At 70.6% G+C, this 12,449-nt stretch carries 12 protein-coding genes; 1 reads left to right on the forward strand and 11 read right to left on the reverse strand.

The window, feature by feature from the left end; translation table 11 throughout:
- Window positions 1–191: 191 nt before the first annotated feature.
- From ACFY7H_RS05770 to ACFY7H_RS05780, 3 genes are read right to left on the reverse strand one after another with little or no spacing between them, the layout of a single operon-like run.
- Window positions 192–1,202, reverse strand: coding sequence for a hypothetical protein (locus ACFY7H_RS05770; RefSeq protein WP_388933535.1), 1,011 nt, complete (start codon window positions 1,200–1,202; stop codon window positions 192–194).
- A complete protein-coding gene (locus tag ACFY7H_RS05775; RefSeq protein ID WP_388933538.1) occupies window positions 1,199–1,822 on the reverse strand; it encodes a hypothetical protein in 624 nt (207 codons plus the stop codon). Before ACFY7H_RS05775 ends, ACFY7H_RS05770 begins: the two co-directional genes overlap by 4 nt.
- 48 nt (window positions 1,823–1,870) lie before the next feature.
- Entirely contained in the window at window positions 1,871–2,050 is a 180-nt protein-coding gene (locus tag ACFY7H_RS05780; protein ID WP_388933541.1) for a hypothetical protein, read from the reverse strand.
- Between the two features lie 305 nt (window positions 2,051–2,355).
- Here ACFY7H_RS05780 and ACFY7H_RS05785 point away from each other — a divergent pair, with 305 nt between their 5' ends.
- A complete protein-coding gene (locus tag ACFY7H_RS05785) occupies window positions 2,356–5,310 on the forward strand; it encodes a BTAD domain-containing putative transcriptional regulator (RefSeq protein WP_388933543.1) in 2,955 nt (984 codons plus the stop codon).
- 53 nt (window positions 5,311–5,363) lie between these two features.
- On the opposite strand, the gene ACFY7H_RS05790 is transcribed toward ACFY7H_RS05785, so the two are convergent.
- The 8 genes from ACFY7H_RS05790 to ACFY7H_RS05825 all read right to left on the reverse strand — a co-directional run bounded on the left by ACFY7H_RS05790 (window position 5,364) and on the right by ACFY7H_RS05825 (window position 12,330).
- Window positions 5,364–5,624, reverse strand: a complete 261-nt coding sequence (locus tag ACFY7H_RS05790; protein WP_388933545.1) for a hypothetical protein — start codon at window positions 5,622–5,624, stop codon at window positions 5,364–5,366.
- Between the two features lie 97 nt (window positions 5,625–5,721).
- The gene (locus tag ACFY7H_RS05795) at window positions 5,722–6,414 is read right to left on the reverse strand and encodes a hypothetical protein (protein WP_388933547.1); all 693 of its coding nucleotides are present in this window, start codon (window positions 6,412–6,414) and stop codon (window positions 5,722–5,724) included.
- The gene (locus ACFY7H_RS05800) at window positions 6,411–7,139 is read right to left on the reverse strand and encodes a hypothetical protein (protein ID WP_388933550.1); all 729 of its coding nucleotides are present in this window, start codon (window positions 7,137–7,139) and stop codon (window positions 6,411–6,413) included. The genes ACFY7H_RS05795 and ACFY7H_RS05800 overlap by 4 nt, the downstream gene beginning before the upstream one ends.
- The gene (locus ACFY7H_RS05805; protein ID WP_388933553.1) at window positions 7,136–7,786 is read right to left on the reverse strand and encodes an ATP-binding cassette domain-containing protein; all 651 of its coding nucleotides are present in this window, start codon (window positions 7,784–7,786) and stop codon (window positions 7,136–7,138) included. The genes ACFY7H_RS05800 and ACFY7H_RS05805 overlap by 4 nt, the downstream gene beginning before the upstream one ends.
- The gene (locus tag ACFY7H_RS05810) at window positions 7,783–8,652 is read right to left on the reverse strand and encodes a phytanoyl-CoA dioxygenase family protein (protein WP_388933556.1); all 870 of its coding nucleotides are present in this window, start codon (window positions 8,650–8,652) and stop codon (window positions 7,783–7,785) included. The genes ACFY7H_RS05805 and ACFY7H_RS05810 overlap by 4 nt, the downstream gene beginning before the upstream one ends.
- A gap of 15 nt (window positions 8,653–8,667) precedes the next feature.
- Entirely contained in the window at window positions 8,668–9,900 is a 1,233-nt protein-coding gene (locus tag ACFY7H_RS05815) for a hypothetical protein (protein WP_388933559.1), read from the reverse strand.
- Entirely contained in the window at window positions 9,897–10,976 is a 1,080-nt protein-coding gene (locus tag ACFY7H_RS05820) for a Gfo/Idh/MocA family oxidoreductase (protein ID WP_388933562.1), read from the reverse strand. Before ACFY7H_RS05820 ends, ACFY7H_RS05815 begins: the two co-directional genes overlap by 4 nt.
- Before the next feature lie 7 nt (window positions 10,977–10,983).
- Window positions 10,984–12,330 (reverse strand): phenylacetate--CoA ligase family protein, encoded by a 1,347-nt coding sequence (locus ACFY7H_RS05825; RefSeq protein WP_388933564.1) that lies wholly within the window; start codon window positions 12,328–12,330, stop codon window positions 10,984–10,986.
- Window positions 12,331–12,449: the final 119 nt, after the last annotated feature.

Genomic DNA, 12,449 nt, shown 5'->3' on the forward strand with positions numbered 1-12,449 from the left:
GGCCCACGCGCCGGCCAGGGTCGGTGGTCAGGTCGAGCACGACGGGGCTCTCCTCGGGGGAGCCGGATTTCACCTGCCACCCGTAGTGGACAGGCTCCAGAAGCGACCGGACTCGAAGGTCAGCCGACCGCCGGTGGCCGTCTGTACCTCCAGTTGGCGGTCGGCCGTCTGCGGCTCCCAAGACCCCGCGGTCAATGCTCGATCCCGGAGGACGTCGGCGCGATCTGGGGAGGTGCGGGCTCGCTCACTCCGTGGCCGGTGAGGACGCTGCGGGGCGCGCGGATGATGCCGTGGCCTAGGTTCACACCGGGTATGAAGGCACTCATGTGCTCCCTCCGCTTCGCCTTGGCGGTCGTCGGGTTCAGTTCCTCGTAGGAGTTGACCGTCGACAGCCGGTCGACGATCGCCGCATGGGCGTCCTTCTGGTCCTCGGGGACATCGATGGCGTGCAACTTCATGGCGAATTCCTCGGGGGACTTCCCGGGGTCGTCGTCCCCCATCCGCAGTTGGCAGCGGATGGGGGGATCGGCCATGAACGCGTTGATGTCGGGCGGAAGGTGTGCGTGCCGAGGCAACGGCGTCGCGAACTTGATGCCCTCCTTGCCGACGTCGGTGTTCTTGAGGAGGGCCGGCATCTCGGTCTTGCCGAGGACCGAGCCTGCGGTGATGTCGGCGGCGAACCCGATCACGAGTCCCTTGGTCGCGATGGCGTACCGGTCCGAGAGGGTGTCCCAGGCGGCACCGTGAGCGGCGTCCAGTTCCTCCGGATCGAAGTCGAAGTGTCGGGCGAGCGCATCCACCACGAATTCGTTGCCGAGGAAATAGCCGTTGAGCTGGTGTCCGGCGGGGGTGTCCTCCAGCACCTGCAGACCACGCGACCGGCCACACGCCTTGGCCAGGAAGCGATTGGGCACGGGTGTGTCCACGCCCTCGAGCTCGGACTCGTAGGACCAGAACGCGCGATGGGGGCCGCGGTCCGCGTTGGTGACCGATTCCTTCGCCGCAAGTTTCTCGATGAAGTCCACAAGACCGGGCTTGGGACCTTCCGCCTCCGGATCGAGCGTCGACAGGTAGTCGCCGTACAGCCTGCGGGCTATCGCGGCCCCGGACTGTCTGTCACGTGGTTCCGCCGTGGCATGTTCCTGCTGGAGGGCAAAGGCCCGGGCTATCTCCTCCGGGGTCGGAGGAGCGTCGGGGGTCACGGGGTCCTCCGTGAACCTTCAGGGGCATTCACGGTCAGCTGGATCCGCGAACCGCCCGGCGTGTCAGTGGCCCACGCTGTGAACGACACCGACTGCGCCAGCACGATGAGGGCCTGCCCGGGGTGGTCACCCACCGGCTTCCAGTACGCCATCCGGTAGGGGGTGCGGGTCTCGAGGCGGTATTCACGGCTCTCCCAGAACGCCGGTTCCATCGGCTCCGGGAAGTCTGGTGCATCCCAGGGGCCGGTCCATGCCGCAGGCCCCAGCACACTTTCGGCCGCCTTGACGAAGTCGGGCCATTCGTCGGCCGCGCGTCTCAAGAGACCGGGGTTCTCGGACGCCTCGTCTGCCTTGAGGTGCCACGCCCAGTGGGTCAGGCGGCGTACGGGATGCCAGTTGCCGCCCGCTTCGAAGGTCCACCTGCCGCCGGCCCCGCTGCGCACCGCCAGGTTGCGGTCGGCCGTCAGTGGCTCCCACCCGTAGCGCTCGCACCACGTGCGGCATTCTGGGGAGCCGCCCTGCGGCGGACCCGCCCAAACAGATGCCCAGTCCACCCCCCGCAGGCCCTCAAGCTCGGCGGCAAGGTCCTGGGCCGTGCGGCCCGACGTCTCAGTCAGCATCGTCTCAAGCTCCTCGCCCGGTGGATGTGCGGGCATCATGACATGCCGTCAGTACGGGGCGATCCCCGGTATCAGCAGGCAGACGACCACCGAGCCCACGATGAAGCGGACCCGCGAGTCCCCTTCCTCCCACAGGTCGTGGACCACGGCCCAGCCCGTGAGGCGGGCGGCGCGGCGGTCGTGGAGGCTGATGCCCTGTTCCACGGCCTGGCCGGGAGCAGCCGGCACTTCCGTCCGGCCCGCACCCGGGACTCGCCGTGACCTGGGGGTTTTGCTGTTTCCGGGGTCGGTCGGCGCGTGCGTCGGCCGGGATCCGATATCCGGTTGGCCGGTGTCCTGTCCTGGCAGGGCAGTCGGGGGGGCGGCCGAAACGGTCTTGTACGCCTCTCCGGTCGACGGGCGTTCCTTGCTCTGGCGCGGAGGCGCGGGACATGATCACGGTGCCTTGTTCACGTCGTTCCTTCGGACGACCACCGTGAGGAGAGGGGAACGTGACCGTGGGGGAGGGCGTTGAATTCAGTGTGCTCGGAGCTGTGTCGATCCGCGTGAACGGGGCGGACGTACCGGCCGGGCCACGACAGCAGCAGGCCATGCTCGCCGTGCTGGCGTTGCGGGCGGGGTTCGCGGTGCCGCTGCATGAGCTGGTCGGAGCCGTGTGGGGGCAGCGGCCCCCGGAGTCCGCGGTGACGATCCTGCGTACCTACGCGTGGCGGCTGCGCCAGCGCCTCGGCTCCGACCTGGTGGTCTCCGCCGGTGACGGATACCAGCTGGCGGTGCCGGCGTCCGCGGTGGACGCGCACCGCGCCGAGCAGCTGGCGGCCGCCGCCCAGGCTCACGGCGCCGAGCGGCTGGAAGAGCGTGCGGCGCTGCTCGACGAGGCAGTGGAGTTGTGGCGGGGGGAGCCGTTGGCTGGTATTCCGGGGCCGTTCGCCGACAGTGAGCGCTCTCGGCTCCGGGAACTGCATCTGATGCTCCAGGAAAGGCGGTTCGGGCTGCAGCTGCTGATGGGCCGCCACGAGAGTGTGATTCCGAATCTGACCGCCTTCACCTGGGAGCATCCGCTCCGGGAGCGGCCCCACGGGTACCTGATGCGCGCGCTGTACGCGTCCGGGCGGCAGGCCGACGCGCTCGCGGTGTTCACCCGAGCCCAGCAGGTGCTGAATGAGGAGCTGGGGCTGGACCCCGGGCCCGAGCTGCGCGATCTGCACGAGCGGATCCTGGCCAATGATCCGGACCTGGATGCCCCGTCCTGTGCCCACGATGTGGCCGAGCCGTCGCCGCGGCAGATCACGCCTCCCCCCGTGCGCGTCCTGCGACGGCCGGCCCAGCTTCCTCCGGATGTGGGCGATTTCAGCGGCCGGACCGGGCTGGTGGCCGACCTGTGCGCGGGCTTGACGCTGCCCGGCCGCGACGCGCTGGCGGTGGCGGCCGTCAGCGGTATGGGCGGGATAGGCAAGACCACCTTGGCTCTGCACGTCGCGCACCTGGTCAAGGAGCACTTTCCCGAGGGGCAGCTCCATGCCGATCTCCGGGGCACGGGAGTGGACGCGGCCGAGCCCGGCGCGGTGCTGGGGAGCTTCCTGGCGGCGCTGGGGGTTCCGGGGCAGGAGATCCCGCGCGATCCGGAGGACCGGGGCCGCCTGTTCCGGACCATGCTGGACAACCGCAAGGTGCTGTTGCTGCTCGACGACGCGCGGGACGCGACACAGGTCATGCAGCTGCTTCCGGGCTCCGCCGGCTGCGCGGTGATCGTCACGAGCCGCCCCCACCTCGCCGGGCTCTCCGCGTTCGCGCACGTCCCCCTGGAGGTCTTCAGTCCGGACGAGGCGCTGGCCCTGCTCCAGCGGATCACCGGTGAGGAGCAGGTCTGCCGGGAGGCGGAGGCGGCCAGGGAGCTGGTGGCCGCGTGCGGTCATCTTCCGCTGGCCGTGCGCATCGTGGCCGCCCGGCTGGCGGCCCGGCCCGGCTGGTCGGTGGCGGACCTGCTGGCCAGGCTGGGCGATGAGCGGCGTCGGCTGAGCGAGCTGCGGGCCGGTGACATGTCCGTCACGGCCGCCTTCGAGTTCGGCCACGGCCAGCTCACCGAGGTGCAGGCCTCGGTATTCCGGTCGCTCGCGCCCTTCGCCCGGTCGAGCATCTCCCTGGAGGGAGCGGCGGCGGCCCTGGGGATGGCCGAGGAGGAGACGGAGCGCGTACTGGAGTCGCTGGTGGACGCCGCGCTGGTGGAGTCCCCGCTGCCGGGCCGTTACCGCTACCACGACCTGGTGCGGGTTTTCGCGTTGCAGGTCCGCCCGGCCGACCCGGAGAGGACGGCCGTCATGATGCGGCGCCTGCTCGCCCATCTGCTGGGGGCGGCCTCCTCGGCCTTCCAGCGGATGGCCCCGGGCGATCCGGTGCACACCACTTTGATGCCGGGCGCCCCGGAGGGTCCGCGCTTCACGGACGTGACGGAGGCCCGCGCCTGGATGGCGGCCGAGTTCGACGGGGTGGTCCACACGCTCCTGCTCGCGGCGGCCGACCGGACCGGCTCGGGAACCGACGTGCTGAACATGGCGGCCGATCTCCTGATCGCCTACAGCGCGTTCGGCCGGGACGTCCCGTACGCACGGCTGGCCGCGACCGCCCGGACGGTGGCCGACGCGGCCGAGGCCGCGGGGGACGACCGGGCCGCGGGGCGCGCCTTGTTCGTGTGCGGCAACGAGGCGCTCCAGGCGACACGGCTGGCCGAGGCGGGGGACCTGGCCGGACGGGCCGCCGAGGCCTCACACCGCGCCGGGGACACGGTCATCCTGTACCAGCACTTCAACGATCTCGGTGTCATCGCCAAGTTCGAGCACCGCTACGAGGACGCGGTCGGTCACTTCGACCGGGCCGTTGAACTGGCACGCGCGGCGGGTCACCGGTCCGGGGCACTGACGAGCTTGCTGAACGCGGCTCTGGTGCGGGTCCGGGGCGGGCACGCCGAGGAGGCGGTACGCGCGTGTGACGAGGCGCTGGTGGCGTTGCGCGAACTGGCCGGTGAACGCGACACCGCGCACGCGTTGTGCGTGCGCGGACAGGCCCTGCACGCGCTGGGGAGGTACGAGGACGCGCTGGCCTCCTACCGGCAGTGCCTGAGCGTGGCCGCGCGGGTGCGGCTTACCGGGCACGAGGCGCGGGCCCGGTTTCGCAGTGCGGAGACGCTGCTGGCCACGGGGCGGCCGACGGAGGCGTTCGCCGAGGCGCAGCGGTCGGTGGACCTGCTGGAGCAGACCGCCGAGCACAGTCGCGACCACGGCTACGCCCTGCTGGCCCTCGCCCGGACCGAGTCCCATCTCGACCTGCGGGAGCAGGCCCACACCCACGCCCGCCTGGCGTACGAGGTCTTCGCCCAGGCCGGCCTGCCCGAGACGAGCCAGGCCCAACGGCTCATGACGGGCACGCGCGCCCCCGGTCCGGGATTCCCGGTGCCCGAGGACGGCCCGGGCCGGGACGCCGTGGGCGTATAGCCCCGGGGCAGTCGGCGGGGCGTGGCCCGGCCGACTGCCCCGGCGCCCCCGCCCTACGCCAGCGGCTTCGGCCGGCTGCCCGCCTGGCTGCTCCAGTCCAGCGGGTCGGATGCCAGCACGGGACGGTGGTCGGCCTGGGTGCTCCACTCGGTCGGGAACTGCTCGTCCTGCACCCCTGCCCGGTCGTACGCCGTCGCCCCGTGCCGGTCCGGTCCCTCGTGCGCCGAGACGGACGGGACGGCGGACGCGATCGCGGCCACGAGAGCGGCGGTGACGGCGGCACGGCAAAGACGCGGGAGCGGGATGCGGCTCATGAGGACTTCCTCTCTACGTGCCCGGGACGGGCCGGCTGATGCCTTCATCCTGCTTCGCGGGCATCTACATCCCATCTACGGGACGTCCGCGCGGCGGTCAGCGGGCGAAGGAGCGGTGCCGGCGCGGCCGGCTTCCCCAGCGCAGGAGAGCGGCGGCGGCGACCAGGACCACCCCCAGCTTCAGCCATTCCAGGAGGAAGTCGCCGCGCAGCGAGAAGCCGCCTGGGAAGAGCAGCAGCGCCCCGGTGGCCTCGTTGCCGAAGAACGGGCCGGGGCCGAAGCCGAGGACCCAGGTCACGGAGGCCAGGAAGTTGTTGACGGCCTTCTCGTGGCGGAAGCCGAAACAGTATCCGAGGGCCGTCCCCAGGAGGAGGAAGACGCAGAGCATCAGGGTCGCCGTGATCAGATGCCGGCGGCGGTCCGGCACCGGTACCACCAGGAGGAGGGTCAGGAACAGGGCGAACGGGGCCAGGGACTCCGTCAGCCCGACCAGGACCCGGGCGGCCATGACGCGCGCGGGGCGCAGGATGTATTCGTCGGCCACGCCCGCGAACAGTTCCACTTCCCAGGTGCCGACGGCCGCGGACAGCGCGGTCAGGGGGATGAAGTAGCCGTACTGCAGGGCAAGGGCGTCAAGGTCGGGACCGCGGCCGCTCGCGCCGGTGAAGATCGCGAACAGGAGCAGGACGTTCCCCAGGCTCAGTGGGACCAGGCGCGCGGCGTACTGCCAGCCGCCCTCCTGCCGGGCCCGGTTGAGCAGGATGAGGTGGGTGAGGGTCAAGGTCTTCACAGGGCGGCCCGGCCATCGGTGAGGGTGCGTTCGACGCGGCGGCCCACGGAGTCGCGGAAGACGAGCCACAGGGCGACCGTCCACGCGACCGCGACCACCAGGAACATCAGCACCGTGGCCGACCCCCGTGTCTCCCCCGCGAACCGCAGCACCCAGCCGCACGGCAGGATCAGCGCCGCGGTGTCGGCGCCGGGGAACGGAACCACCGACAGCCCGATGACCAGGAGGACCATGCGGAACCAGGGGACCGCCGCCGCGGGCCGGGTGAACTGGCAGAGGGTCAGGGTGGACTGGTAGCAGATGGCCGCGAGGCAGACGTAGACCATCGCGATGAGCACGGCGGTACGCGGGGCGACCAGTGAGGGGAATTTCACCGCCGCACCGATGTACGGCACCACGATCGCCGGGGAGGTCACGACCGCACAGGCGGCCGCCCTGATCGCGAGGAGCCGGAACAGGGAGAGCCGCCCGAGCAGGACGCTCTCCATCGTTCCGTAGCGGAACTCGTTCTGCACGCTCGACATGGCCGAGAGGAGCACGATGGTCACGCAGGTCAGCAAGGCCGCGCGGGTGGCCAGCACCAGCGCGTGGCCGGCGTCCGTGGCCCGGCCGTGCAGGGCGACGGTGAGCATCAGGGTCTGCAGGGTGATGCCGATCAGGAACGACGAGGTCGCCTTGCGGTCGATCCACTGCACTCGGACGAGGAAGAGCGAGAACCTGATCACGTCACCCGCCCGCCGTCGAGTACGAGGGTGCGCGTGGCGACCCGGGCCAGGAAGTCCTCGTCGTGGCTGACGAGCACCTTCGTCTTCCCCGGTGTCTCGGTCAGGAGCTCCTCCAGCAGCCGCAGACCGTCGCCGTCCAGCCCGTTGGTCGGCTCGTCGATGATCCACAGCTGGGACGGCTCCAGCAGGAGCCGGGCCAGGTGCAGCCGCTGCCGCATGCCGAGCGAGAACGTCGCGTAGGTGGTGTCGGCGCTGTCGGACAGGCCGACGCGGGCCAGCAGGTGCCGCGCCTGATGGGCCGAGTACATCCGGCCCTTCATGCCCGAGAAGAAGCGGAGGTTCTCCACGGCGGTCAGCCGCGGGTAGAACCCCTGCGGGGCGCCCGCCGAGTAGCCGACGCCCGCCCGGTAGCGGGCGGGCGCCGGCCCGAGGCGAAGCCCCTGGTGCAGCAGGTGGCCGGAGGTCGGACGGAGCACCGTTGCGAGGATCTTGAGGAGGGTGCTCTTGCCCGAGCCGTTGCGCCCGACGACGGCCAGCGTCTCCCCCTCGTAGAGGCAGCCCTGGACGCCGCGCAGGACCGGGTCGCGGTGGCGTCCGGCGTGCGGGTAGGCGTACCAGAGGTCCGACATCTCCAGCAGGGGGGTCATGCCAGTCCCTGCGTTTCCAGCCACGTGCTGCGCTTGCGCAGCGAGAGCGGCACGTGGTCGGCGTACAGGCCGGCCTCCGCGTCGGGCTCCCCGGCCCGCGGCAGGTAGAGCGGGACGTCGCGCTCCGGCGGCTTCACGCACTGGTTCTGTTCCCGGTAGGCACGCATGATGATCCTCTGCTCGCGGGGGAGCCGCTCCGCCCACGCGGGGTCCGAGACGACGCGGTCGCTCGCGGTCAACCAGGACGGGCCGTACTCCAGGAACAGGTTCTGCCGGGTGGTCGTGCTGGAGTTGACGTCGACCCGGTGCCACAGCCCTCCCCACATCAGGGTCATCGCGCCAGGCCGTACGAGCAGGCGCTTCTCCTCGGGGTGCGGGTCATGGGTGTGGTACTGGGGCAGGTGGTCCCAGCGGTGGCTGCCCGGGATGTAGACGAGGTTGCCCATGCCGGCCTCCGGCAGCGGAGTGAGCCAGTAGCCGATCTTGATGCGCAGCGGGACCCGGTCCCCGAAGACCTGGAACGGCAGCAGGCGCGGACCGTCGAAGTGCCAGTCGTTACGGGTCACCTGTCCCGGAGCGCGCTTGAAGTACTCGCTCCTGAGCAGTTTGAGCATGTCGCCGTAGACATCGTGCATGTAACCGATGTGCGCCGGGTGATCGATGAGACCGGCGAATCGGGGGTCGCCGGCGACGATGTTGCCCTCGTGGTTCTTGGCCTGGTCGTCGATGGTGGCGCGAAGGGCCTCGACGGTGGCGCTCGGAAGTGCGTCGTCGATCACGAGAAGGCCGTCGCGCGCGAAGGTCTGCCAGGTTTCCGCGCTGAATCCGGCGGGGGCGACGGCGAGCCCGTTCGTGTTCCGTTCCATGGTCATCCTTGGGTCTCAGTCCAGTGCGATGGGCCGGATGCCCGGGAACGGTGTCGTTCCCGATTCGAGGTAGTCCGCCGTCTCGAAGAGTCCGATCGCCGTCATCGGCAGGCGGGCTCCCGTCTCCGCCGCGAACACGCAGGGGAGTACCTTCTTGCGCTCGGCCACCCCCGGTTCGCCGCTGGCGCGGATGTGCTTGTGCGTGTGGACGAGGATCGGCATGAACCCGCCGCCCAGGAACGAGCCCTGCTGCAGCACCGCCCCGCCGACGCAGTCGACGACGCAGCCCTTGCCCAGAACGGCGTCGCGCCCCATGTAGAAGTACGAGGGGTGGGCGGCCGAGCCGTGCTCGACGTGGAAGACACCGGCGCTCAGGCCGATGATCGAGCGCCCGGAGATGCGCAGCACGGACCGGTAGAAGGAGACGAGCGCCGGGCGCACCCGTGCGTCGGGCAGCTTGAATTCGGGGCAGAGCAGGGTGATGCGCAGCAGTTCGGCCAGCGTCAGGGCCTGGCCGTCCGACGAGGCCAGTTCCTGGTCCCAGGGCACCAGGTAGTCCGAAGGGCGGATGAGGGCCGCGTCGGCGTCCTTCGCGATCAGCTGCTCCGCCTCGGCGCAGAGGTACGGGCCGACGACGGCGTGCTGCTCCGGGAGTTGCAGCACCCTTGTGGCGATGAGATGCCGGCTCTCCCTGACCTTGAGGTCGCAGGCCTGGTCCAGCAGCGCTAGCCGCTCCTCGGCCGTCCCGGGAATCGGGAAGAGGTGGTCGATGCCGTCGGTGCGGGTGGCGGCCTTGGCGCGGAGCGACCGCAACGGCAGCGGCGCGTGCTCCGCGGCCGCCTCCGCGAAGTCGCGCCGGAAGTCGCCGATGCCCAGGCGGAGAAGGCGTTCGGCGGCCATGGCGCGATAGTCGTACGGCAGCGCGGTGGAGGTGGACAACGCGACGCGGGCGAGCAGGGCCCGGTGCCGGCCGGTGTCGAGGGCCTCGGACGCCACCTCCAGGGAGAGGTACGCCTCGGTGGTGCCCGGTGCGTGGATCCAGCTCTCCCCGAAGGGGGCCTCGAAGCAGCAGGCCCGGGTGAAGACCTCGTCCGCGGCGGGATCTCCGCGCAGTTCGTCCACCACGCGCCTGCGGACCGCGTTGCGGCTCTCCTCGCTCGCGGCGACCTCGGCGAAGATGTCCGGGGTCAGCCGGAGCAGGGTGGACAGGTCGTCGAGGGTCGTGTCGTCCAGGATGGCGTCGGTCACGCCGTCACCTCATCAAGGTTTCGGAGGGTCTGTGTGGGCAGATGCGCGGTGCGGGGCGCGACCCGGCGGGCCAGCTCGGCCATGTACCGGTGTTCCGGGAGGTAGATGCGGGACGTTCCCCCCTCGGCGCCGGTCAGAGCGTCCAACTGCGACAGCAGCGCGTGCTGGAGCTGGTTCCCCAGCACGTCCGTGGTGCGCTTCCTGCCCGTCCTGCTGACCGTGCGGACGACATGGACGTTCTTGTAGTCGGCCACTGCCGCGTGGTACGGCTCGAACACCAGGCTCGCCTGGGCCCCCGACGTGAGCTCCACATGGGCGAAGCGATATCTGAGGTCGGCTCCGTAGGGGATGTGGCCCCGCGCGATGTGGCGCCGGGACCGGGCGTTGGTGAGGGCGTGCCCGGCGATTTCCGGAAATCCGACCAGCCCGTTCATGGACGCGTACAGGTCGACCTGGGGGAAACCCCGTCCGGTGGTGCGGACCCGGATTTCCTGGGTGATCTGCGAGGGCGCACTCTGCAGAAAGGACCGGTACGAGGCGGGGTCGAGGGTTTCGCGCAGGACCGCCAGCATGTGGAACCACTCGTAGCCGACTTCGCCGTAGTGCCGGTCCACGAAACGGCCGGCGTCCACGTCCGCCTGCCGGTTCTTGGTGAATTCGACGGTGACTGCGCGGATCGGGTCGTTCGCGCTCATGGTCCGTACTTCCGCGGCGAAGAGCCGGACGGCGGCGCTGTGGCCGTACACGTTGTTGACCAGGACGCGCGCGCCGGGGTTTTCCCGGATTTCCCTGGTGAGCTCGGGGATCGCCGCGGGGAGGGCAGCCGGTTTCTCCAGCAGGACCCGGGCGTCCGGCGAGGTCCGGAGGATCCGGCGCAGCACGTGGAGATGCGTTTCGGTCGGCGTGGACACGATCCAGGCGTCGATGTCCGACGCCAGACGCCGGGGGATCTCGGCCACGTCCGCGAAGTCCGATGCTCCGCGCGGGTCCACGGTCACGGTCGTGTGGCCGGTCCTGCGCAGATAGTCCGCGTAGTGGGATCCGATGCTGCCGACGCCGATGACTGCGATTCTCATGTGCGCCTCACCAGCTGGAGGTCCCGGAGGCGACCGCGTCGCTGAGCGCGTGCTGGGTCGCGAGCAGCCGGAAATGGGGGGCCTTGCCGCTCGCGGTGGCCAGCTCGCCCAGCTCCACCGGGCGCACGGTGAGCTCTTTGAGGCTCATCGTGCCGGCCAGCTGCGCGAGGAGCCGCTCCGTCATGCGCGGGGCGTGCTCGGGCGCCAGCGGCACGATGAGGACCTCCAGCTTCCCGGTTTCCTCCTGGCGTACCTGCCAGCGGTGCAGCGGCTCGTTCTCCAGGATCAGGCGCAGCGGCTTGATGTTGACCAGCTGTCCCTCGGCGTCGGCGATCAGGGCGCGCTTGCGTCCGTCGATGCGTGTCAGCCGGACGTGCGGCCGGCCGCAGGGGCAGGGCTCGCGCAGCAGCTGTCCGCCGTCTCCGGGCCGGTAGTTCAGCAGCGACATCGCCGTGTTGGTCAGGGAGCTCAGCAGGATCTGTCCGTCCTCGCCGACCGAGACCGCTACGCGCTCCTCGTCGATGTGGTACGTCCCGGGACCCTGCGGACACTCCCAGCCGACGCGGCCGAACTCCTGCAGCCCGTACAGGTCGTAGTGCGGGCAGCCGAACGCCTGGAAGATGGTGTCCCGTGCATTCGCGTCGAGACTGTCGCCGTGTGTGAGGACGGCCTTCAGCTGAGGTATGCGCAGGGTGCCCTCACGCCCGCGCAGGGCCGCGAGCAGCACTTCCAGCGGCTGGCCCCAGAGGATGTCGGGCTTGAAATCGGCGCACAGCCGCTCGACGTAGTCGGCGTCCCGGGCGGTGAGGGTCGACACGTTGATCTGCAGGACCTTCGCCCCGCCGAAGTAGGGCAGCGTCTCGAACTCGAACGGGGCGTGCCGCAGATCGGCGGTGGCACGGATGACCCGCAGGCCGGGCTGGAGCCCGTACGCTTCCAGCATCCGCAGGTTGGAGGCCGTCGCTTCGGTGAGCTTGGTCTCGTCGTGGGTGATCCAGACGGGTTCTCCGGTGGTGCCGGACGTGTGGACGATGAGTTCGTCCCAGTCCTTGACCAGCCCGGTGGTGATGGCCTCTGGGGTGTGGCGCAGGACGCCCTTGTCCAGAACGGGGAGTGAGGCGAGAACGTCCTCCGCGTTCTCGGGCGTCACGGCCCGGTCCTTCAGGTGCGCTTCGAAGTGTTCGGTGCGTGCCGCGCGTTCGAGGGACTCCACGAGCCTGGTGCGCCGGATCCGTTCCAGTGCGCCGCTGTCGTACTGAGTGGGCAGGTAGATCTCCTGGAAGAGCCGCCATCCCTCGCCGACTGCCGCCGAGGTACGCAAGCTGGCGTTGTGCCACCAGTCGTGGCCGGTCATTGTGCCTCCGTCGTTGCGGATGTCGATTGGTCGGTGCGGGGCAAGCGGGCGGATGCAGATGCCGCGTGGGCATCTGCACCCGCCTATCCCGCGGTCACATTCAGCTGACGCCCTCGAAG

Origin of the sequence: Streptomyces sp. NPDC012794 (assembly GCF_042901085.1) — a bacterium.
In the GTDB taxonomy this organism is placed as follows: domain Bacteria; phylum Actinomycetota; class Actinomycetes; order Streptomycetales; family Streptomycetaceae; genus Streptomyces.